A 23134-nucleotide genomic window follows, 5' to 3' on the forward strand; every position below is an offset into this window, starting at 1 on the left:
TCCTATTCCGTTACATTTCGCTCACCAATAATGTGCTCTGCTACTGCTTTTTCATAACGCTTCATCTGTACCAGATTATATATAAAAGCAATTGGAGTAATAATCCATCCAAGTAGTATTGCTGCAAAAAACTTTATAAGTATTGCAATCCAACCCAATGCACTCACTGGTATTACGCTCCAAGCATATGGCATTCCTGCAAATAATATGCCAATCATAATAGACCCAGCACCCATTTCTGTTGCCAGACCCAATACTAAACCAATAACAAACCCAACCACGATTTTGATGATAATACTTCTTAATCCATCCTTAAATTTCAAATATTCCGCTTCGCTGATAAATTTTGTTTCACTCATTTTAGTTACCCTCCTGTGTTTTAATTTGTAATAAAAAGTTTGTTGCTGCCATGACTCAAAAGAATATATATATAAATCATTCATCTGTTATCATCATTCACCTCCATGTGTATATCCTACGTTTAGCCAGTAAACGCCAGCTATTTCTTATATCACCCAACTGGAATGTTTTATGCACTATATCCAGCTTTGTAATCCGCATCTTTAAAGATTTTGTTTACCTTTCTCTAACCTATATTCCCTGAAATATTTCTTACCATAATGCAGCACTTAATTTCTATTTTTTTTATGCATAACAAGTCTAGATTAACGTCCTGTATCTAATGTACAGAGCAAATCTGATTTTCCCTTATACTCCACATAGCACTTAACGATTCCCTTTGAATAAGATGTTTTCAAAAGTCCTCCATGCCCAAAGGCCGGTTCCATTTCATAGATACGAAGGTTATCCCAATCCTTTATCTGATATATATCAGATTGTCCGCCCGTTAAATAAGGCGCATAATCAGAAGTAGTAAAGTACGATTTACTTGATTTTGTGTAAATTTTAGTTTGAACCGTTTTTATAGAACCTTTCTTGCTTACCAGAACGAAGGATACATCACAATAAGTATCATTATAGCGACATACGATTGCTACTCCTGGTTTCACACCTGTTATCTTCCCATCTTCCGCTGTAACTACCGATGTATCTGAAGAAAACATTTTACCGTTCATATCACTGGCCCTTAAGTTGACTGTCTGTCCCACATCAATGACCTGCTGTGTGGTATCCTCACCAATAATCCATGCCGGAAGATGTGTCTTGGTGTATATACTCTCTGGCTTTTCGCTTGTGAAATCATAATCAGATGACAATTTCGTCGTTGCCGTATAACTAACAGGACTTAATTCTCCCTCAATTAGTTCGTCAACCAGTACTTCACCTTCATCAACTTCATAAAATTCTGGATTTTCCTCTCTATCCTTCAATTCTTCTTCATAATCCTCATTCACTTCATAAATTTTAATCGTATTATAAGCAGAGTCATAACTTTGATTTTCAACAGCACACCGAAATCCAAGATTATTCAGAATTGCCTTATTTGCTATTGCACAAGCTTCAGGCACTGCCTTCTTCAGAACCAATCTGGAATATGCAGTACGGTAGGTACTAAAGTCAAAATGTTTTAGTCCCTCCTCCCATTTCTCATATTGTTCCTCTGATATCAATTTGCATTCATGTGCTACCACTGCATTAAGAACAGCCAAAACTCTTTGATTTGTCGTTGTATATTTATCCTCTGAGGCTATTTTTGCAAATTGCTTAATTAATTTATTTTCAGCTGCAATTCCTTCATCACTTGCATATTGAAAACCATCTGTAACATCACCAGTATTATTGACATAGCTACTTGGAGAATATTTTTTATCTGCTACCACCACAAATGAATACGAATCAATCAGTTTTTTACCACTATATACTTTGAGTGTAGAAGTTCCTGGTCCCAATGCTATAACCTTGATATCATACGGATACAGTGCAAGCGGATTTCCCTTATCATCTTCCATTATGATGCTATTGCTGTAATCTATTCCCTTGTTTATTGCCAGTCCTATAACACTGTCATCCGAAATCTTATAAGTATATTTCATGAAATTCTTATAGTCGTAATACTTATCACTGGGATATAAATCATAGTAATATTGACCTAATACCGTACTATCATAAGCTCCTTCTTGATTGGGATGATATTGATATAACGTTATTCTCTTGGTAGCTGCTTGAACATTAGTAGAGTTCATACTAATAATTAACAGACTTACCATTGCAATGGTGCAGAGCAATTTTCCAATAAATCGCTTTTGAATTTTATAATGGTTCTTCATTAGCTTTTCCTCCCTTAACCCTATTTTCTTGATTTATTCACTTGGCTCTACGTAGATAAATGAAATACTCTCATCTCCTAACTCACCAAATTCTTCTGGAGCATTATCTTTATATTCAGAATCATTTGTGTAAAAACGGAATCCAAATGGTGCTTCATAAATCAAGCAATACATGTTACCATCTTCCTTAATCCACAAATCGACCCCTATACCACACCCTCTAACAAATCCAGAATAGGTCAACTCTGTATCATAGTAGCTTCCGTCCTTCAGAACAAAGGTCAGGTTTTTATAATCATCTCCTAGTAAATTCATTACAGCATCTTTGTTATCTCCCAAGGTTTCTTCAATAATATTTTCATTGAGATAGGTGGGCTCTCCTTTTGTATATGTTCCATCAAAGTAAGTCCCCATGCCTCCTAAGAATTCCGTATTTTCTGTTGTAACCTCGACTTGCTCATCAACAATTTTAAAATGGAAGGTTGCAAAAGTACCATCGTCTAGGTCTATCTTGGCTGTGGCTTCTGACTCACTGTCCATGACTGCATGACCACTGGTATCTCCCACATTTCCGCCGTTAGCAACATTAATATGAAATTCAAATCCATCTTTATCCAAATTAGTAATTTCTATCACTCCGCCTTGACTGGAATCCACGTTTGTTCTGTTCCACTTGCCATCTAAAGAAATTGGTTCCTCTGTAGGTTCTTCGGATGGTACTACGGTCGGAGAGGGTGTTGGAGTTACTATGACTTCCTCTTTAACCTGCTTGTTATCTGATACATTCAGCTCCTGAACAACATTTGTAGTTGTCGTTTCTTTTGGTTGTGAGGAAGATGCTTGGTAAATTATAAATCCTCCTGTAATGCCTACTGTGGCAACGATAGCAGTAATCCCCATCTTCATCCCGACACTCATACCAGCTATTTTTCCGCCCAAAAACTTCTTTGCTCCACTTCCAATAGCTTCTTTTGCAATAGTATCTATCGGTGTATGTAATGCAGCACCTGATGCTTGATTGGATACAACTCCTTCCAGTACATTCTGAAATAAGTTTGCTGATGTACAAACAGTCTTTTCTGCTTCCGACTGGAACATCCAATAGAGGAACGGTAAAACTGGAATACTGTAAAGCTTTGTTCCCTTCTTCTCCAGTTCCTCCACTTTCGATTTAATTGTCTTTCGAGCGTAGTTCAGACGGCTTTTAATAGTACCTGTTGAACACTCAAAATATTCTGCAATTTCTCCAACCGCCATATCTTCATAGTAATACAACATTACCGCCATACGCTGCTCTTCTGGTAATTGGTCAATAATTTCTTGAATTAAGCGCTTTGTTTCCTGATAATCCATGTTTTCTTGAGGAAGAAATTCTGTACGTTCTTCTTCGTCTTCTGGTATAAAATCTTTACCATCCTCTGTAGTTAATTCAGAAAAGGCCATTGGTTTTTTCTTTTTCAATACATCTTTTGCCCGATTGATGACTATCGTGTCCAACCAGCCTTGAAAGCTTTCCGGAATGGCATCATTAATTTTTATAAAAGCAGTTGTAAAGGCATCTTGGAGCGCATCTTCCGCATCATGTGAATTTTTTAATAGCTGCAGAACTAAATAATATGCCTTGTTTTTGGTCCTCGCATATATCTCTTCGTAAACATTGGTGTCACCGCTCTGCGCCTTTATCACTAACGCTTTTAATTCTTCCATCATCCGTTTTCTCCGTTATCCTATTTTGTTTGTTTTTCTTTGTTAAAAATAATCGCTGAAACAAGTTCTTATCAACCGAATCTGGAATTCGAAATTCCTTGGCTAAATCTTTTAAAATTCTTGATAGGATGTTCATTTTCTTATCTGACTCCTCCCTTCTCATTTGCCCCTATATTTATAAAACGAGTTGGAAGAGTGGTCGGTTTTATGAATTTGAAGATATTTTTATTTTTTAATATAATTTTGAGTTTCCTATAATTGAATAAAAGAAAAACCCCAATGCATAGTTCCAAAGCATTAGAGTTTACTCATCTTGCAACTGGCTGCCGTCCCCTTTAACGGCCCTATAGCTTTGCGTCCTTATTTTTCAATAAGTTTGCCTGAAAAATATAGTTTTTAAAACTTATGATTTTTCTATAAAAATTCTACTAATACAAATTTTAGAGTATATAGCTCTAAAAGTCAATAGAGTTATTCACTCTGAAATATAATGCACTTAAAAGGAGTGATTTAGAAATGCAATATTATGAACGTATTCGAGCGATACGTGAAGATTCCGACCTAAGTCAAGATTTTATAGCAACGAACGTGCTCCGAATCGGCCAGAAAACCTACTCTGATTATGAGCTAAATAGAACACGAATTCCTATAGACGCAATCATGAAACTTGCTCGATATTATGACGTAAGTATGGATTATATCACTGGAGCAAGTAATGAAAAACGACCATTTCCACAGAGATAAGAGACCCTCTGGATATCATCAAATGATGTTCCATGCTGGGTCTTTTACTTTTCTACATGCTCTCCGATATCTACAGTTTGATAATTTATTATTTTACAATTTCAATCTCCGATATTTTACTGCTATAAAGGATACCCGTAAATAGTGCCTATCTTGTTATTCCTAATTGACTTCCTATATTTAGAAATGTATAATTTTTAAATAGGAATTTATTTGCCGACAGAAAGCTATCATCCTGAAACAAATATGGTTTCAAAATAGATGATACAGATAGATATATCTCAGCAATTGATACAAAAATTCCAGGAAAGAACAATCATATGCCATTAAGTCCAACTGGAGCAAACTATTCGCATCTTCCGTAAGTGCTGATGAAAAGAAAGCCATTGGATATGAAAGCTATAAGTGGCACATATTCAGTTTTGAAAAGGCAAATGCACTCTCAAATTCTAAGGCAAGACACGCCTTCAATAAATGTAAGAAAGAAAAGGTATTTGCTTTCTATCAGCATAATGATGAAACCTTTTATATAGAAAATGCTTGGCAGCTTAAGTCTACGGATTTTGATTCAGATGACGATATTTATATTTTTGATAAAGTAAACAAGTGGACCTATGTTCATACACATGAATCCCAATGTGGTCCTTATTTTTACCGTGTCTGATGAAGTGAAGTTTTATATTCTTTTTGATGTAGGTTTGGCAATACTCTTTTACACCGTTGGTATTTATTTTTATAAATCAAATGGAAAAGCAGCGAATTTCATATCGGGTTATAATATGAAAAGCGATGAAGAAAGAAAACAGTTTGATGAAATACAATTATGCAAAATATATGGAAAAAGAATGATGTACTGGGCTGTGCCTTTTATGGCTGGAGCTATTATGGATTTATTTATTAATGGTATCGGCTGTGCCACTGCATGGGGAATATGGATAGTAATGTTCATTTATCATATGATTGACCGTAATAAGAGAGAAAAAAGTAAATAACGCATTCCCGCTGAAAGAGGTGACGAATTGTGATTGTAAGAGTTTATGATAGAGCAAATAATGAGTACTTTATATCAGAAGTCTTTGCCATAATTAATTTTGGATATTATGAAAAATATTTAGTACTTCAAAAAACAGCATCTGTTCAAGGTTATCGATTAATTGAGTATTTAGATAAGTCCACGGATGAACACAACATGGAAGTAAATATAAACGTCATTAGTGCTAATGATTTGCCAGAGCCTTGAATATCCAAGGATGAACATGAATTAAAAAAATATATTTCTCAATTAAAAGCTACCAATAAAAATGACAGCTTCTTTTCATATCGTGGCTATGGGTATGTACTTAAAAACGATGACTATTTGTTGGAATTACTAAAAGGTAAAGTGTTGCCGGCAAGTATATGGGACAAATATTCGCAAGACACTAGGCTAAAAAATTGGAACTATATCGAAAGCAAAGACGATATCCATCATTTAATGTCTACTTTTCATAAATTTCATGATTCAGTATTAAGAGCATTGAATTATGTGAGCGGTTCCGGCAAGGCGGAGAACGGCGGTATGTATGTAACAGATTCTATTAGGCAAGTATCCATGATATTCGATAGTGATTGGTCCGAAAGCATAGAAATGGTATTTGAAGGGGTCTTAAAATTAAATCTATGTCCTTCACAAGATAATTATTGTTCGGATATTGCAATTGCAACGATGGAAAAAGAAGATGAAATAGTCAAATTTTACACAGACGAGAAAGAATCCATTCAAGAATATGATGGCACTTGGATAGAATCGTTAGGCCTAAGATGGAGGTTTATCTGAACAAGGATAAAATTTTCGAAAGTTTTTGTCCTCATGGAAATAGTTTTTATAAACCAAAATAAATCTGGTTTAATACACTGAAGGAGATGAAAATAATGAAATGGTCTGATTTCACCTATTCTGATTCCGATTTTTACATTCCATATGACGAAAACCAACGAGCTGTACGTGGGTATCTTCTTACCACCCTTGGAATAAACTTAGAAGAAATTCCGACTATTTTACATGAGCCGTTCCACTACTATGAGTTCAGACGGCCTAGCAAAGACACACTATACGCCCAAAAAGTACCTCTGAGTGATATTGTCGGAACAACTCACCAAGACTATGGATACATGACAGTAATAGAAACATATATGCGATTAAAACGTGCTTATTACCATATAAAAGATGGACTTGTGACTCGCAATAAATATTTTCGTATGCTTAAAAAACCGGTACACGAGCAAGAACTTCCCATAATATTATCGCAATTGAATAATGGTAAATATATTGTAGATGGCAATGGTAATCATCGGGTTATCTTATACAAAATCATGATGCTATCTGAAATCGCATCTAAATATCCCTATGCCAACGATGATAATTACGATTTGGAATGTATGACATTTAATGATGTCAGAAAAAAATATTGGTTAAATGCCATGGTTCATTCTACAATATGTTACTAAAAAAATAGATTGATACTATTTATTATATTTTGATAATTTTGAAGGCATCCTCAAAGACCTTAAGACAATACTAATTTATCTATGTGCTTACTGGTTCCATAAAGCACTCAATAGATAGGCATACCTGTATCTCAAATGCAATGGTCGAAAAATTACTCCTACTCGGGTGAATTCCTCTTTTCTAAAAAGTCTTCAACCAAGCTTTTTATTCACCATATCTTTTTCAACAACGAAAGATTCCATCATCTCTTCAAATCGGTTACCCATCGGAGTAAAAATGTGGATATCACAAGTTATATTACATCCACCAATTCTATCAATTTCCATCCGGTATTTTTTACCTTTTGTCCACCAAAAAAAACACTCGTCGTAGCCAAATTCCTCGATACATTCCAGTATATAAATACCTGGTTCCAGATTACTTATATCCATAAAACCGTCTTCCTTCCTCATCTGAACTTCTTAATATTTTGTCTGGTTCGCGGGTATTGTAACCATTTAAGATTATTAATCTATCACTTTTCTGGATTGTAAGACTTTCTTTTTTCCATAAAATATTCAACCAGTCCCTTTTTATTACACAAGTCTTTATCACCAATGAAACATTCCATCATCTCAACTAACCGGTTTTTTGTTGGATTGAAAATTCTGCTATCTGCTTCTATGATTGCATCCCCATCCTCGTCTATCTGCATACGGTATTTATGTCCTTTCGTCCAACGAAAAAGCACTCATCATAACCAATTTCCTCAATACATTCTAATATGTAAAATCCAGGTTCTAGATTCTTTATATCCATAAGTCCACTCCTTTTCTCAACAAAATACTTATTTACCATAGATTATCATTTCTTTCCAAAAAACTTCCTGAATACTTCAACAATATCACTATAACTTTCGGAAGCGGCATCCAAGCAACTACATTATCACCAGGACTAAAATCCATAATCATTGTATTGAATTTTACCTTGCTCACTTCTCCTTTTTCAGTAGTTGCCAGAACACAACAGTTCTTGTCAAGCTCACGAATTTGGGGCAATCGTTCTTTTGGTAGAAGCCAGCTAACCTCAGTCGGCAAGTCTCTTATTTCATCATTTAAAGAATTGAGTGTATCCCAGTATTCCTTATCATTAATATCTAACTTATTTTCAGTCAAATCCAATACCTTTTTCATTTTCTCCAACAGCAATTTCCTGCTTTTATTGACCATGCAATCCATCCTTTTTTCATTATTTATCAGTATTTTCAACTTCAAAAGCAGTACCTATGTTTTTGTCATTCTCCGCTGTCTTCCATTGTTTCTTTATTTCTTCCGATTCAATCATCAACTTTTCATAAGGTACTTTGGGTCCATTATAAATTTTACGGAATATTTTTTCGCCCTTTTTACCTATTAAAACTAAAGCATGCTGATTCATAATCATCAAAGAACCTCCTTTTCGAAAGTTAGACTTACATATTTTCAAAAAACTCTATAGCTTTTTCTGCATCTTCAGCCTTTATCTTTATTGGTCCTTCTATTTTTTTTCCGTTCCCATTTTTCATTTCCAAATACTCTTGTAATGACAATACTGGTACTTCTCTCTTTTCTTTGCTGGCTTCTTTTTCGCTCATCTGCATATCCTCCATAAATTTATTAAAGTCTCTGGTATCGATAAAATATCAATTTTTGATAATATCATTTTTAGAAATATTACCTTAAAATGTAAAATAACTCGAAATAAATTCCGAGTTAAACATTCATATTAAGTTGTAGGGGTCCCAATTCAGGAACCCCAAATAAAGGAGCTCACAACAGTTTAGTAAATAAACTGATTAAGTATGACTCTATTATAACATGTTGGTATACATTTGTAAAGTATTTATATACTTCGCTCAATACTATTTTATTTATCTACGAGGCGTAGGTATTCGGTTCCTGTTATCTCATGAATGCACTTTTTCCACTTACGAATAACAGGATGATTTTCTGGTACTACTGATACACTTTGCAGCGAAAGATTTGTATCTTTTTCTGTTTCATCCTCAGAATAAGGCATTGTATTGATTGCTATTTCTATCGGTTTTTCAAGAATATCAATCTTATATTTGTGATATAAATGCCCATTCTTCCCTTCCTCATAGTAATCTTTAAACGTAATTTGCATATCAGTATTCGCAGCAATCGATTTATTAAGCTCCCGAAAGAACTTATTGAAATCACTGATTGTATTATATGTGCCAGGCTCAAGTCGAAAAATCTTACTTAGTCTCTCATACGTCCATACTAATGATTTACCAAGATATCTGCGAAAATAATTAAACAACAATACATCCTTTGGTGACATCCGGTCAACGAATTCCAGAGGATACTTTTTAATATAGCCCGTAATAGGCTGTATTTGAAATACATGTGGGATTAGTTCATCTGATATCTGAAGGATGAATTTTTTCATATTTTTGTCCCATTCACAAATATCAAAGAATTTTAGACACTTCTTACCATTTTTGTTCCTACTCTTCTTTACGTAAGGCCACTCATCTTCAATCACTGCTTTTTTATTCTTATTATAACGTAGCGCTTCTATAGTTATAAATAAATTTCTGAATTTCTCAGCAATCTCAAGTATATGTGCTTCTGATATACGCCCAGTTCGAAACCTATTCATTCTCCTTAAATCAAACTCCTGGAATCGCGTTGCTGCATCTCCAATACTTATGCTTGCAAAATACAGTTCCAATACCTTCATCTCGTTTTTTGTTAAATCATGAGAATAGATACCACCTGCTAATGCATCCGACTTAATAATATGATTATCCAGATTCACCAATCCATACTCGTCAAAAGGAAACGTAATACGATTTTTATCATAAACGAGGCATTCATCGTTCCACTTCCTACCATCCTCATAAGTAATCTTTTTCAATATTTCTCTTCGTTGAATTGAAAAAGAATCTTTCAAAAACGTGGTCCTGCGATAGTATTTTTTGATATTTAGAATATAAGAAAGCAAATCATATCTTCCCAATATAATAGCTTGTTCCTTTGCACGTGATACTGCTGTATAGAAGAGGTATCTGTTTGTCTCATGGAAATTCATGGCTAAGAAAATAACTGCTTTATATTCTGAACCCTGTGCCTTGTGTACTGTTAGAGCGTATGCAAGTTCAAGATTTTCATCATCTTCATGTATTAAGAACTCAGAATCATATCCATTATCAAACTGAATTAGAAGCCAGCCATCTTCTTTTTGTTCTGATACGGTTCCCGTCATGCCATTATAGAGGTTGATACCGTTTCCAGTAGGATTATCATATCGGTTTTGGGTGTATATTACCCTGTCTCCAACATAGTATTTATAGTTTTCTTTCATCCTACAAAATCTCATTGATTGAATATACTCATTTATGGTGTCACTTGTTATGAATTTTTCTTGCTCAATGTCTTCCCTTTTTAATGGCAGTAATATGATGACATCCTGAACATCATATTTTTCAGCAAGATGTCTCCAGTATTTATACACTACCTCTTTATATCGATTAATCTGAATGTCATACAGTCCAAGTTGCTCATCAGAAATTCTGAACTTGACCGGAATAAAGCGGAATGAAGCATCAAACTTCCAGTCCTTTACGAGCATGTTCTGAAGAGCCATATTTGCATTTGCTACAATAGTCTCTTCACTTCGATATCCTTTCGATAAGTATGTAACAGCAACCTTTCCGGAATGTATGATATCAAATAGAACTTCTCCATTACCTACAGAAGGAAGCTGATTAACATCTCCAATTAGTACAATCGTAAACATTCCCCAATGCTCAATAATCAAACCCATTAAGTATGAGTCCACCATGGATGCTTCATCTATTATGATAAGGTTCTTATTTTCAGAAGATATCTCTTCTATTAGCCCCTTATGTATTGTTGTTGCAAAGAGGTCTGTTGCCTGCTGTATTCGCATTGCAGCTTTACCCGTTGGAGCAAAGATTCTGACATGATACCCCAGCTTACCTGCCACCTGATAAATTCCCTGGATAACTGTAGTCTTTCCCGTTCCTGGTCCGCCTGTAATTACAGATAATCTATGTTGAAATACCGTAGCTATAGCAGCTTCTTGCTCTTCTGAATATTTTATACGGCTGGCTCTCTGTGCTGACTTGATTTGCCTTGTAAAATCTCTATCCGATATTTTTCCTTCTTGAGATATTAAATAGTCTATTATCTTTTTCTCTGCATCGTATTCATTTTGAAAATAATATCTATGCCTATCTGGATTGTAAATCAGGTCGGACGTCAGGGTTTGATTTATTTCATATAAACAAGGTTCAACTTCACTTTTCTGAAATTCATACTGCTCTGATTTTAATTTGATATAATTTTTTACCCTTTTCTCTTCCACAAAAGTTGCACCTTTATACCCTAAATAATATTTCATTTCTAGTTCAAAAACTTCTTTAATTTTCTCGTTCATGCACTTTTTACCTTCAAATTGCAATTTTTGTCTTTTATGACATTGGTCAAATCCTTTATATATAAGGTGTTGCTTAATTTTAGGACTCTTAATATATTATTATAGATAATCTGGCAACTTATTTTACAGGGCAGATATTCTTTTATCAACTCGATTGATGATAAGATTGTCTGCCAAATAATAATAATAATAGTAGTCAGTGTAATCTGTCATCGGTAGTTTAGATTATGCGCTGCCTACCTATATTTTATGATAATCTGCTTCCTCACAGAAATGTAGATAATCTATTTTCTGTCTGATAGAGGGTGCTAATTCTGTATCATTGTTGTTACTCAAGAACAGGCGCTGTAACATCAATTATACTCCTGTAGTAAGATTTTCCTTGGTTATGCTTTAACTGCAATTGTAGTAACCAAAATTCTCTGTATTAAAGAAAATTCAGTCTAGAAGCTATGATACGGAATCACAATGGCATTTATGATACGGAATATGCAGAATCCTAGAATTACTGATATAGATAATCTCATCTTTTCAACGATATATATCTGCCCCGTTAGTAACTGGCTTTCATAGATATTCTGCTATTTCTGCAACAAATATGATTGTCACTGCCTTAGTAGTCTAATACCATGATTTTACCATTGATGAGCTCAGATTTCTACTCATGACAGATGTATAATCATGCATTTTATTGAAATTTACTGAGCTGATACCGCTATCACTCATAGACTGGGCAGAATCACTGTAATCGTCCTAAGAACAATACTATCACACTGTAATACCCACTCTGATGTTCAAAAACCTTGCATTTTCGATATGGCCGTTCAAATAGGAGCAAAACATTAAAAATCTTCAATAACAAATGACAAAACAGGGTTAAATTTTATATGTTTTTAAAATAATCTGTCATATTGATATTAGAAACATTTTAACATTTGTTTATGAAAGAAGGTATTTTTATGATTTGTAATTCTTTAGCAACCAATCTTTGCGGTACATACCCAAACAAAACCGCTAAATGCAATATCACCATTGACGCCAACCACAATATCCCTGCCGAGGTTAACATGATAGGCAAATTTTTTATGACCGATGTTCCAATTGACATAACAGAGCAGAATGACCTCTTTTGTGTTGTTATGAAATTTCCTGAAGAACTTACGTCACAAGCGGCAACTCTCATTAAGACATTAGCAGCCTCCAGCAACCAAAATAATCATCTATCTCGAAAAATCGAAGTGACTATCAAAGCAAAAATTGGACTTGATTTTATACTTGGCACGCTTACGCAATGGTTTATCATTCCAGACAATTCAGGCAGCTCTACTCTCATGTTTGTACTTGATAAGGAATCGTTATTTCCTATTTTTTAGGTGGTGGTTGGTATGGACAAGCAAAATCAAACTATCAAGATTTATCTCTCGGAGACAGAGAAAAATAAAATCACAAATCAAGCTAACGAGCAACAGTTGTCAGTATCTGAATATGTCAAGACTGTCCTCATAAAAGGTCCAGTTATCCTATATATTACAACTAATGATTTGCTTGATTATACCTGTCAAATTTACGAGACAAACTGCAAAATCCAAGAGCTTTTATCTCTACTGAATCAAAGAAATACCATAGAAGCTGATTATGTTGCAGAAATCACCAAGAACCTGCTTACAGAGATTAATAATAATTGCAACGCGGCTCTGAAAATCAATTATAATGAGCGCAAGAGAATGTACCAAGAGCTGGAAAAACAAATTAGTGCATATTGTGACGCTTAACAGCTTGGTTTACGGAGTAAAACGGTCATGCTACACTACAAAACAACCGCCTCTTGAAGTAATATCGACCACACTAAAAGGAATAGAGACTACCTGCCCCTGTAATATACAGAAATTGATTAACGTAGGCAATAGGAGAGGCCCTCATAGTATCTATTTCTAGACTGTAGCCAAACTATATTTCATAGTATAATAACACATATGTCGTATAAAAATACTAGCCATTAGATAACCGTATGATATTTGGTGGCTAATTATTTTTGTATTCACTTGGAATTTGTATGGTGCTTTATAAGATAAAATCACATATATGTAGGTGGATTTATTAGGTTCCATATTTCCTCCAATAATTGATATCTCCAATTATCCTGTAGATTAAGGTTGTTATCAATTAGTGGGTAATAGCATGCCTTATGCACCTTGCTTCCTGATTGTCTTGCACAATTTTTGTATACATAATAATCATCATCCAATTGTTTTTCAGGGATATGTGGTCCAAGACCATTACACAATACCAATTGCTGTATTTTACCCAGTTTGTTTTGATTTGCTATATATTCTTTACTTGGATGAATATTCCCTGTCATATAATCAATATGGGGTCTTACCGTTTCTTTTTTTGATACTCTTTTTTTGATAATTTCTTTAGATGCTTCAATCCTAACCAATTCTGTTATTCTAAATAAACTTAAACAAATATTATCATAAACAATACCCAATTCTTTGTTATTAACTATTTTGTATTGATACCAAGAAATATCTGATAAATTTTCTTTCCCATAATGAATTTTTTCATCCAAGACTAAATTAATTCCATTTTCTAGTATTAATTTACTTGGTAATTTATTTAAAATACTATTTTGCTCCATTGCTGATTCCTTTCCACAAATACAAATTTATTTTATTGTATCATAGATATCTGTCTAAAAAAATATTTAAACACATATCCTTAATGATGTTCAATCAAAATTGATTTGTCTACAGCAAAAGAGGTCCTCCGCGGACCTCTTTCTTTATCATAACCTATTCCAGAATAACTAATTTTCCCTCACCTTGTTCTACCGATGTTCTGTTCTTCCATGATATCATCCATTGTAGTTTCTTGCTGATTATGCTCTTCTGCTGCTACTACAATTTCAATTCTATCTTTGAAATCCTTCTCTTTAAGGATATCACGGAAAGGTCCACACAGATAGTGCTTATTCTCTGCGAATGCAACAGCAGATTTAATCTGTGTTAACTGTTTGCACCGTTCATCAGATAACATTAGCTCCTGTTCTTTATCTTCCAAAGTCTTCAGAATATCATTATATTTTATTTCAATCAGACTGATATCATCAATCCCGAACTGTACCAGATGGTTCAGGGCATCCCTATACTTCCCAATGAGCGTTCTTTCTTCAGCGTCATATTTTTGCAGCAATTTCACATAATCCTTACCACTACTCAGATTATCGCTCTTATCCGCTTCTTCCCGACTTGTTCGGATTCCCATTTTATGCTTTTGAATGGTATCTTGCATTTTCTTCTTCCGGATGCGTTCAAATTCTTCTAATGAAATTACCATATCTGGCTTATGATGTGTTTTCGGAGATTTCAAAAAATCAATAATTTCAGTTACTTGGCTGGCTGTAATCTCATCGTATTTACAGTCGAGGCGATAGTTTTTCGAGTCTGAAATTGCGAGGAAGAGGTTCCTTCGCTGGATTGTAGACATCGGGTCAAGGATTGCCTTGTTTTTACGAATAGTTACCTCATCCGGTTGAACTATAGCGAGTGTTTCCTCATTAAGACCCATTGCATCCATTCTAACCTGAAGATATTTAACTACAGTTACACTATCCATTAAAGAAGAATAATTTATCTTTTGAATTGTAAGTCTATCCACTTTTTTTTGCAATTGGGACGTATCCGTTCGACTCTGCTTTAACTCTTCATCCAATTCAGTGTTACTACGAATATTAAGTTTTTCTAATAGATGCAAGGCTTTGGATAGATTCTTAATTTTCCACTCAACAGACTTATATGTCGGATTACTATCTAACTGCTCTGGATTAGAGAATAGCAATCTAAAAATGCCCATTATTATTAATAGTACTTTAATCGCAAATATTAGGAGCATCTCCAAGTCCGTTCTGCGCCGTCCTAAAAAAGTATATCGGTACACCCTAATATTAATGCTATCCAGATATTTCTTAATACGTTTCCGATTGAGCTCTGCCAGTTCATCAATTATTTGCTGATTGAGATTTCCGTTGCTATCTTCATAGGTCTTGTCCCAATACTCCTGCAGTTTGTCTTTGGTATATTCCTGACCCAGCGTTTTATCCATAATTTTCTTGCCATCTGGCAATGTGTAGGTAATAGATTTTTTGTTTTCTTGAACCTGGTACCCGGACTCCTCCATGATATTTTTATAATCTGACCAGCTATATGAGCTTAATTTTGCATTTTCGATATCATTCCTGGCAGATTCTTTCCAAGAGGCACCTTCTTGTTCTGCAACGATTTCAGCGTAATTTTTGCCTTTATTATTCTCTGTATCTAAGAGAACGGGGAGACCATACTCACGAGATAGTTCATCATTAATCTGGTGCATCCGGTGGAGCTGTGACTTAGAATCACGAAATTTCGCTATATTATCTAAAGAATAAGCTGACATCAGGATGTGATTATGCAAGCACCTTGTGCTCATATGACAAGAGCAAACAAACGGAAATTCTTCATTTCCAAGTCTTTTTCCAAATTCCATTCCTATGTGGTGTACCAGCTCAGGTTCTATCTCCAGCCCTTTCGGAAAACTCTGTATAAAATGATACGCTTCACGAGCCTGTTTATGTTTTCCATTAGATTTTTTATTGCCTTTACAATAGACCTCTTCCTCACTAATATGTTCTGATTTGGTCAGGTGATATTTTTCACTTATGATTCTGAACTCGGTCGATGCCGTTGCTGGATTACAGCGAAAGCCAGAAACTAAAATAGCTTTTTCAGCAGTTGTAGTTTTTTCAGGATTACTGATATAAGCAAACGCGCCATCAAGAATATTTTCTGTTATATCGGTATTGCGGTTAAAATTCTGGTAAACTGTGGTCGAGGTTTTCGACTCGTCCATAATGTAATCGAGGGCTGAGCCGATGCGGTCAGCTTTTGCTGCTCTTATTGGTATGGATTTTGATATAGCCATTAGAATCACATCCTTTCCTAAATTGATTATATGTTATCTAAAAGAATATGATAGAATGGCCGCCTACTTATATGCAATTGCCGTAATCAAGCAGTTCTGTTTTCATCTGATAATCACTTATGATTTAACCATATGCAAAATAGACAAATCTACACAATTTGCATTCTCTTGCCGGAATGAATTTATTAATTTATTGCCATCAAACAAAGATAATATTACGGGTATTATCATATATATATCATATAGGTAATTCGATTCACTTAGTTTGTTGGGAGGATATAATTGCTTAGATTTATAAAAGAAAATATACAGAGAATTATTTTGTTACTGCTATTATGTGATGTTATACTTGTCTCTTCCCTTTTTGCTATCACGAATAATGATGAAGCAATGGCTACTGCTAACATGAAACCTTCCGAAATACATGAAGAGTGTAACCAGCTATTAGTAAATACTTATTTAACAAGAATTAAAAAAGCATCAGATGACTTCTATGATGAATATTATACTATTTCACCTACTGTAAATTATTATAGTATTGTTGTGAAGGAAATTTCATTAGATAGCCGAAATAGTTATGTTACTTTTACTTCAACCCCTTATCTTGGACCGCATGACACCGTAGGTATTGATGAAATTACATTTATGGCAGATTTTCATGGGAATGTTACATTAGAAAAATTTAATCACATAATAAGTTATCATTTACCTTTCAATCTGAAAGACCTTGAGAAAAAGACAGTTCCCGGGAAATATGGTAATGAGTAAAAGTGAAAGCCTTCCTATGCCCCTTCCAGAAATAGAGCCCAATAGTTTTTATGCTATGGGCTCTGATGATATTATTGTTATTCTGGTTTTCACATTCCTCCCTAAGGTATCATTTGATGTTTCTATTTGAAGGCATCACTTATTTTGTTTTTTTTACATTCTAAGCACCTTTTATGTTTTTGTTTTCAAGAATAATAGGAAAGAAGCAGAGGGGTTTCTCATATGAATATTTGTTGTCCTATATTAATCCATCCATTAAAAAATGCCTGGAATACAATAAGCCAATCCAAACCCTAAAGTAAAGGAAACGGCATTAGCCGTCAATGCATATATACCTGGCTTCCATCCTGGTATTTCTTTTTGGCTGTTCTTTTTTAGATACCAAGTATAAAGAACAGCTTCCATAATAAATACTGCAACTTCCAGAAGTATATAGAATACTATAAATGCCAGTTCTCCAGAATGATAATTTATAATATTCAGTGCGATATTCAGTGCAATCTGTGTTATGACGTTAACAAATATGATAAATCGAAATTGCTTTCTTTCCCCAAATCCGAATACCAGTGCTATACCAAGTTCAGCAATAATAGTAAGTAATATTCGAACAATCAGGGAAAGCGTTTCATTCGTATACTCATAGGATTTTTTAGCAGAAATATCTGTATTAGAAACCTCCGCCGTGAAATAGCTGTCAAATGCATAACGTTCATAATGGTTTTCACTTATGATAAAACTATCTGTTTCGGGGAAATACAGAAGTATTTTGAAATCCTGCGGTGGGTAGTATGTCCAGCTAAATCGATTCGACCCGGTACAGTTTTTAAAGAACTGCAGAAAATAATACCCATCTACGTCATGGTACTCCGCAAACTTCAGAAAAATCTCATAATCTTCATCGTCCTCCTGATAATGTGCATATGTATGATTGCTATCATTTAGTGCCGAGAAAGGACCGGTAGATTTCTCGCTCGAAAGCAGTGTGGCATAATACGTTTTTTCATCTAATCCATTAAAATCAATCACCACCGATGGTTTGGGTCCTATGTCTGCTTTCGCAGTATTAGGGAACATAATAGCCATGATTAAAGCACAAAACAGTATAATAGCTATTTTCTTCACAATTCACTCCCCCTTTCATCAATTTATGTTAGCAAATTCGTTCCTGTATACGATGAATCGCAAATTCTGCACTATCACGTACATCACGTATTTTGCTTTTTATATGCTGCTCCAAAACTGGAATATCTTCTACTGAACCGATTTTACCAAGTGATGCATTTGCATAAATGATTTCGTATTTATAGGCTTTTTCATCTACCTGATTAAGATAATAATAAAGTGCCTGCTTACTTGCTGAGGTAGCTGATGAACCAAGCGCATTAATTGCACTATGTCGAATTAGCCATTTTTCACTCATTGATAGGGATATTATGATTTCAATAGAAATATCTGATGGAATTATTATTTCAGACAATCTATCCAGCATAGATGAGAGAATATACTTGTCTTTTTCCACCTTCATCAGCTGCAAATAGAATACAATGAATTCATTATCGGGATTATTTTCAAGAAGCTTTCCTAAAATAAAATATGCTGCATCGCGATATTTTTTATCCTTCGGCTTTGAATTAAGCAAAATTTGTTCTTTTAAAGCTGGATAGAGAGATGCATCAGAAAGCATCTCAGCCTCACGGTGTGCTTTCCAGCTAATTGATTCATCTGATGACTTTACTTCTTCTTTTGTAGTCATTCTAAGAATTAATTCAGCAATATATTCATCTGACATTTTAGTCTCCTTCTCAGCGGGAATAATATAAAGGAATTACATTCATCCTTAATCCTCAATAACCCTGCATACATCATGTCCACATTTCAAACATTTCCCATTCTGAAGGATTCCTAATCCCTTCTTAAAGGTTATCGTATACCCTGGAGCTATTGTCGTCACACCGCAGGTTCCACAAAACACGTTCTGCAACAATTTTTTCCAGATATCTTCCGGAATGCTATTCCACTTTCTTAATGCAGCTATATCTGAAATATTATCCATAGATTCAACCTTTCTTATAAAACTGGCATGATTATTGAGTTTCTTAAATAACGTTTTACTATTATGAATCAACCATTCCTGCCAATTGGAAGTTATCGAGATATAAAGTTTTCAGCTTTTATTACCCATTCCCATCTCATTTCCCATAGTGTGGCTTGTGTTGTAAGGTATTGATGTTGCTCACCATCATAAGAACAATCTATATCAAATATATTCTCCCAACTTTTTTTCTTTTCTTCTTGAGAATAAATAGCTTCTTCACAATGAGGAAATATGATATCCCCGTTATTCAAAACTACATGCCAATAATCAAAATCAGATAGCAATACAAAATTTTCTGGAACGTCAACTGTTAGCAGTACAATTGGCGAGCCCTTCGTTCCCCAGTGACGGCCATGAGCTCTCATATCAAGCCTTTTCCGCTCTCCTTCCCACTTATACCACGCCCAAACAGGGAAGATAACACCTTCCGGTGAGTTACCGATACGTTTGGTCATTTGGCCTGACATCCATAGATAAGCTTCTGTAAAGGAATCGTCACAAAGATGTGCTTCATTTGCTCTCAGCACTCCACTTTTTCTCATCTTTTCATATGCACTCTTATGTTGTATTGTCCATAAAATCATAATTCTCTCCACAACTTCATATTTTTTTGTTGCACTAATATAATAATGGTTCTGTTACCTAAAGACCATTTCTATCGCTCTTTTATATGTCATTCCATAATCTTCTATAAAAATATCGATATTCTCTCCAGTAGCAAGTTTTATAACATTTATTCCACCTAAAATATCAAAGTCTCCTTTTAATAAATCATCCTCTTCTAAATCCACAGTATCTAATATTTCGAACCAACCAAAATCCCCATCTTCCTTTTCAAAAACGGCCCATCCCCTTTTGTAATTGACTTTTCTCACGCATGCTTTCATAAAATTTCTCTTTCTAAAATTTTAATTTTTATGTTTTTATAATATAGTGACGAGACATGACTCCCACTTTACAATCACCCATGCATGATTACAGGTTACACCGTCTTTCCACTGTTATTACTTTGCCTATATGCTTAAATATACTAACATAGTCAACGGATAAGTAAAGGTTATATTATTTCTTTACAACTTCTTTATTATCCATTTTCTTTGCATTACATTGTGCATTATGCCTACTTAGTAGAATATTCATCCTTGTTCGTCTGAAATCAGCTAAGCTGGATTCATTCAACATTGAAGCAAATAATTCTTCAACTAAATCGGGGTCAACTAAGTCTAATAGACTAACCATGTCATCATATATTTGGGGATATGAAAGATATTTATCAAATGCATCCAAGAAACAATCTGCAACTTTCGTTAATTTTCTTAAATCAATAATCAAATATGTAGTTCCCATAGAGATTGAGTTCAATGTTCTTCCATCGAATTTAATTCTTTCCAAAAACTTATAATAGCCATTTGTTTCATTTTCAACTCTCTTTTTATAAATATCATTTATTAAAATTTCCAATTCATTATTCTCAAATTTTGTATCCACACCACAATATATGGAATAATCTTTTAAAAATTCTTGATAACTGCATGGTTTACCCCAATGCTCACTACATATCTTAATTAATTTTAAAACTTTATTTGTTTCTACATTAAATTTCTGTAATGCATCTATTGCCAAATATAAATATTTTATATCATAAGAAGAAGAGTAAGCATCTAAATTATCAAACCATTCATTGATTGATTTATATGTCCACTCTGACACATAAGGAAGATTATACAGATTCTTAACAGCCATTTTACTCTTATATATCTGCGAATATTTTTTCTTATCAAATCTGGTCTGATTAATAAATTCAATTCTTCTATTTCTTGTATATTCAATAAAATCATCATATCCTAACACTGAAATCAAATTTTTAATTTTCGCCATTTTATCTTGATTATTAAAAAAATAAACCGTGGTTTTTACATTATTATTTAATACTAAAGCCTTTATTACATCTTGGTCTGTAATATCCATTGAATGACCAAAGAAATATACACAGTGTTCTTGCTCCGGTTTTTTTTGTATTTCATCTACCCATTTTACATATTTATTTCCTGTTCCCTTTAGTACTCTCTGATAGTATTTCTTAAATGGTGCAAATGTTGCCAGCATCTCTTCCTTTATTTTTTCTTTTGATTCATCATATCCTAATACTAAATTACTATAATCTCTATTTCTTTGCAAACCTGCTTTTCCATGAATATAATCACATTCAATATTTGGTGTTACGTTATATAAATTTAGATAAGTAAATGAGTAATTAAAACTTATCACCTTATCAATATCCAAAGAAATAATATCCGGTGAAATTTCTTCGCATTCTTGATTATTAATAAACTCATTTATATATATGTCCAACGAATTTATAACATGTTTTAAGTCTTCTTCCAAAACATTAATTAATTTAGCAAAACTATCTATTTCATCTTTATTTTTTAAATATTTTAAGTAAACACTAAATTCTTTATTTACATCTATTTTTTCATCAAGTTTTCTAATCTTACCGTCATTATAAATCACATCTTCTATATTCTTACAAACTTCTTTTATATCCCGTTCAAAATCAATCCATGTGCCTTCTGGCTTGTCTTTAAAATATTTAAACCAAAAATTATGTCTCCAGTATGTGTGAAATGTTCTCAACTCATCCATTTCATGATTTCTTGTCTTAACAATTTTATTTAATTCTTCACAGAGACACTGAGGTATTTTTGATTTATCATATGCCTCCCATCTTTTTACTCTTAAAGTTTTATCATATTCAATTAAATCATCTGTTATTTCAACAGACGCTAAAAAATTTTTATATGAAGTTTTTAATCCATGTGCTAAATCAAATCCATTTCCTAATACCAAAATATTCATAGTCTCTTTCTCCTTTGAAGTTTCTATTTTGCATGTGATGCTCATATAACATCCAAATTATAACATATAGTTCATTAATTCACATCCTTATATTACATTTTTAAACATAATATACCTCTTCATTTATTTGCAGCGTGCACTTAATAGTTTTTTATTATGAACTATTATTAAAATTCGAAGAATTTTCTATTTTTATCATGTGAATGATAAAACGAAGCTGACAAGGTCCCCTTGTCTGGTGCTTGCTAAGAAAAAAAAAGTATTTTTTTGAATTAAATTGCAATTAATTCGAATTTAATTTCCGATATTTTTTGATATTCTGATTCGGCTTTCCAAGTGATTTTGCTGTTTTCTGCTTCATCAATTCTACCCATCTATTAATCTCATGATATAAAATTCAGGAAATCATATCACAAAAGATTCCAAAATAGCTGAATCAAGTCGTTTGTAGATAAAGGATGCAGTTTCTATATATTTCTGCCCCTTTATCAGCATAATCCTCTAAAATACAGCTCTTTATTTAAAAAGTATCAGTTAAGGCGGTACTTTAAAAAAGGTAGCAATATAGCTGGTATTGCTTTTTAATAAAAGTACCACCGTAGATGAGTATGTTTACAGAAAGAAAGTACCACCGTAGATGGTATCATTTCAAAAAAGTAGCACAGTAGCTGGTACCTCTTCTAGCAATAAAGTACCACTATAGCTGATACCATCTGCATTAATAAATATCATTGTAGGTGGTACCTTTTTTGGAATGTACCAGCTCTTTAATACCATTCTATCAATCTAATTATTATGATTGCTTACTAAACGGATTCCATATAAGCAAAAAACCTA

27 protein-coding genes and 1 riboswitch are annotated in these 23134 nt (G+C 33.7%); of the genes, 9 read left to right on the forward strand and 18 right to left on the reverse strand.

Features of this window, described 5'->3' with window-relative positions:
* Window positions 1-2 precede the first annotated feature (2 nt).
* The 4 genes from BUB90_RS21245 to BUB90_RS23710 all read right to left on the reverse strand — a co-directional run bounded on the left by BUB90_RS21245 (window position 3) and on the right by BUB90_RS23710 (window position 4071).
* Window positions 3-359, reverse strand: coding sequence for a hypothetical protein (locus BUB90_RS21245; RefSeq protein ID WP_073291284.1), 357 nt, complete (start codon window positions 357-359; stop codon window positions 3-5).
* A gap of 306 nt (window positions 360-665) precedes the next feature.
* On the reverse strand, window positions 666-2228 hold the full coding sequence (locus BUB90_RS21250; RefSeq protein ID WP_073291286.1) for a hypothetical protein: 1563 nt from the start codon (window positions 2226-2228) through the stop codon (window positions 666-668).
* A gap of 33 nt (window positions 2229-2261) precedes the next feature.
* Entirely contained in the window at window positions 2262-3938 is a 1677-nt protein-coding gene (locus BUB90_RS21255; protein ID WP_073291288.1) for an RNA polymerase sigma factor, read from the reverse strand.
* A complete protein-coding gene (locus BUB90_RS23710) occupies window positions 3892-4071 on the reverse strand; it encodes a hypothetical protein (protein WP_170865558.1) in 180 nt (59 codons plus the stop codon). Before BUB90_RS23710 ends, BUB90_RS21255 begins: the two co-directional genes overlap by 47 nt.
* A gap of 175 nt (window positions 4072-4246) precedes the next feature.
* A riboswitch (cyclic di-GMP riboswitch) is annotated at window positions 4247-4326 on the reverse strand.
* Between the two features lie 125 nt (window positions 4327-4451).
* Here BUB90_RS23710 and BUB90_RS21260 point away from each other — a divergent pair.
* The 6 genes from BUB90_RS21260 to BUB90_RS21285 all read left to right on the forward strand — a co-directional run bounded on the left by BUB90_RS21260 (window position 4452) and on the right by BUB90_RS21285 (window position 7166).
* Window positions 4452-4679 (forward strand): helix-turn-helix domain-containing protein, encoded by a 228-nt coding sequence (locus tag BUB90_RS21260; protein ID WP_073291290.1) that lies wholly within the window; start codon window positions 4452-4454, stop codon window positions 4677-4679.
* A 385-nt stretch (window positions 4680-5064) separates the two neighbouring features.
* A complete protein-coding gene (locus tag BUB90_RS24520; RefSeq protein WP_408605974.1) occupies window positions 5065-5343 on the forward strand; it encodes a DUF4275 family protein in 279 nt (92 codons plus the stop codon).
* A complete protein-coding gene (locus tag BUB90_RS21270; RefSeq protein WP_242952587.1) occupies window positions 5294-5671 on the forward strand; it encodes a DUF3784 domain-containing protein in 378 nt (125 codons plus the stop codon). Before BUB90_RS24520 ends, BUB90_RS21270 begins: the two co-directional genes overlap by 50 nt.
* Window positions 5672-5700: 29 nt before the next feature.
* Entirely contained in the window at window positions 5701-5919 is a 219-nt protein-coding gene (locus BUB90_RS21275; protein ID WP_073291292.1) for a hypothetical protein, read from the forward strand.
* A gap of 120 nt (window positions 5920-6039) precedes the next feature.
* On the forward strand, window positions 6040-6495 hold the full coding sequence (locus BUB90_RS21280) for a hypothetical protein (protein WP_139241836.1): 456 nt from the start codon (window positions 6040-6042) through the stop codon (window positions 6493-6495).
* 95 nt (window positions 6496-6590) lie between these two features.
* On the forward strand, window positions 6591-7166 hold the full coding sequence (locus BUB90_RS21285) for a hypothetical protein (RefSeq protein ID WP_073291297.1): 576 nt from the start codon (window positions 6591-6593) through the stop codon (window positions 7164-7166).
* 192 nt (window positions 7167-7358) lie between these two features.
* On the opposite strand, the gene BUB90_RS21290 is transcribed toward BUB90_RS21285, so the two are convergent.
* The 6 genes from BUB90_RS21290 to BUB90_RS21310 all read right to left on the reverse strand — a co-directional run bounded on the left by BUB90_RS21290 (window position 7359) and on the right by BUB90_RS21310 (window position 11616).
* Window positions 7359-7598, reverse strand: coding sequence for a hypothetical protein (locus BUB90_RS21290; RefSeq protein WP_073291299.1), 240 nt, complete (start codon window positions 7596-7598; stop codon window positions 7359-7361).
* A gap of 83 nt (window positions 7599-7681) precedes the next feature.
* Window positions 7682-7861, reverse strand: coding sequence for a hypothetical protein (locus BUB90_RS21295; RefSeq protein WP_073291301.1), 180 nt, complete (start codon window positions 7859-7861; stop codon window positions 7682-7684).
* 136 nt (window positions 7862-7997) lie between these two features.
* On the reverse strand, window positions 7998-8375 hold the full coding sequence (locus tag BUB90_RS21300; RefSeq protein ID WP_073291304.1) for an SRPBCC family protein: 378 nt from the start codon (window positions 8373-8375) through the stop codon (window positions 7998-8000).
* A gap of 19 nt (window positions 8376-8394) precedes the next feature.
* Complete coding sequence (locus BUB90_RS21305) at window positions 8395-8589, reverse strand: hypothetical protein (RefSeq protein WP_073291306.1); 195 nt, start codon at window positions 8587-8589, stop codon at window positions 8395-8397.
* Window positions 8590-8617: 28 nt separating this feature from the next.
* Window positions 8618-8779 (reverse strand): hypothetical protein, encoded by a 162-nt coding sequence (locus BUB90_RS23715; RefSeq protein ID WP_170865559.1) that lies wholly within the window; start codon window positions 8777-8779, stop codon window positions 8618-8620.
* A gap of 272 nt (window positions 8780-9051) precedes the next feature.
* Complete coding sequence (locus tag BUB90_RS21310) at window positions 9052-11616, reverse strand: ATP-dependent DNA helicase (RefSeq protein ID WP_073291309.1); 2565 nt, start codon at window positions 11614-11616, stop codon at window positions 9052-9054.
* Window positions 11617-12575: 959 nt separating this feature from the next.
* On the opposite strand from BUB90_RS21310, the gene BUB90_RS21315 reads away from it, so the two are divergent.
* Together BUB90_RS21315 and BUB90_RS21320 are read left to right on the forward strand one after the other, a co-directional pair.
* Window positions 12576-12989: a hypothetical protein gene (locus BUB90_RS21315; protein ID WP_073291312.1), complete on the forward strand. Its 414-nt coding sequence runs from the start codon at window positions 12576-12578 to the stop codon at window positions 12987-12989.
* 12 nt (window positions 12990-13001) lie between these two features.
* Window positions 13002-13388, forward strand: coding sequence for a plasmid mobilization protein (locus BUB90_RS21320; protein ID WP_073291314.1), 387 nt, complete (start codon window positions 13002-13004; stop codon window positions 13386-13388).
* A 302-nt stretch (window positions 13389-13690) separates the two neighbouring features.
* On the opposite strand, the gene BUB90_RS21325 is transcribed toward BUB90_RS21320, so the two are convergent.
* Together BUB90_RS21325 and BUB90_RS21330 are read right to left on the reverse strand one after the other, a co-directional pair.
* Window positions 13691-14257, reverse strand: a complete 567-nt coding sequence (locus BUB90_RS21325) for a hypothetical protein (protein ID WP_073291316.1) — start codon at window positions 14255-14257, stop codon at window positions 13691-13693.
* A gap of 179 nt (window positions 14258-14436) precedes the next feature.
* On the reverse strand, window positions 14437-16575 hold the full coding sequence (locus tag BUB90_RS21330) for a relaxase/mobilization nuclease domain-containing protein (protein ID WP_073291318.1): 2139 nt from the start codon (window positions 16573-16575) through the stop codon (window positions 14437-14439).
* Between the two features lie 282 nt (window positions 16576-16857).
* Between BUB90_RS21330 and BUB90_RS21335 the strand changes: the two genes are divergently transcribed.
* Window positions 16858-17343, forward strand: coding sequence for a DUF3888 domain-containing protein (locus BUB90_RS21335; RefSeq protein WP_073291321.1), 486 nt, complete (start codon window positions 16858-16860; stop codon window positions 17341-17343).
* Window positions 17344-17598: 255 nt separating this feature from the next.
* On the opposite strand, the gene BUB90_RS21340 is transcribed toward BUB90_RS21335, so the two are convergent.
* The 6 genes from BUB90_RS21340 to BUB90_RS21365 form a co-directional block, all read right to left on the reverse strand.
* Window positions 17599-18465: a hypothetical protein gene (locus BUB90_RS21340; protein WP_242952588.1), complete on the reverse strand. Its 867-nt coding sequence runs from the start codon at window positions 18463-18465 to the stop codon at window positions 17599-17601.
* A 28-nt stretch (window positions 18466-18493) separates the two neighbouring features.
* Window positions 18494-19132 carry a HEAT repeat domain-containing protein gene (locus tag BUB90_RS21345; protein ID WP_073291323.1) on the reverse strand — a complete coding sequence of 213 codons (639 nt, stop codon included), beginning with the start codon at window positions 19130-19132 and terminating at the stop codon, window positions 18494-18496.
* 48 nt (window positions 19133-19180) lie between these two features.
* A complete protein-coding gene (locus BUB90_RS21350) occupies window positions 19181-19396 on the reverse strand; it encodes a hypothetical protein (protein WP_073291325.1) in 216 nt (71 codons plus the stop codon).
* Between the two features lie 92 nt (window positions 19397-19488).
* A complete protein-coding gene (locus BUB90_RS21355; RefSeq protein WP_073291327.1) occupies window positions 19489-20022 on the reverse strand; it encodes a DUF3841 domain-containing protein in 534 nt (177 codons plus the stop codon).
* Window positions 20023-20076: 54 nt separating this feature from the next.
* Window positions 20077-20325, reverse strand: coding sequence for a hypothetical protein (locus tag BUB90_RS21360; protein ID WP_073291330.1), 249 nt, complete (start codon window positions 20323-20325; stop codon window positions 20077-20079).
* A gap of 175 nt (window positions 20326-20500) precedes the next feature.
* Window positions 20501-22297: an AbiH family protein gene (locus BUB90_RS21365; RefSeq protein WP_073291332.1), complete on the reverse strand. Its 1797-nt coding sequence runs from the start codon at window positions 22295-22297 to the stop codon at window positions 20501-20503.
* Window positions 22298-23134 lie beyond the last annotated feature (837 nt).

Origin of the sequence: Anaerosporobacter mobilis DSM 15930 (assembly GCF_900142955.1) — a bacterium.
In the GTDB taxonomy this organism is placed as follows: domain Bacteria; phylum Bacillota; class Clostridia; order Lachnospirales; family Lachnospiraceae; genus Anaerosporobacter; species Anaerosporobacter mobilis.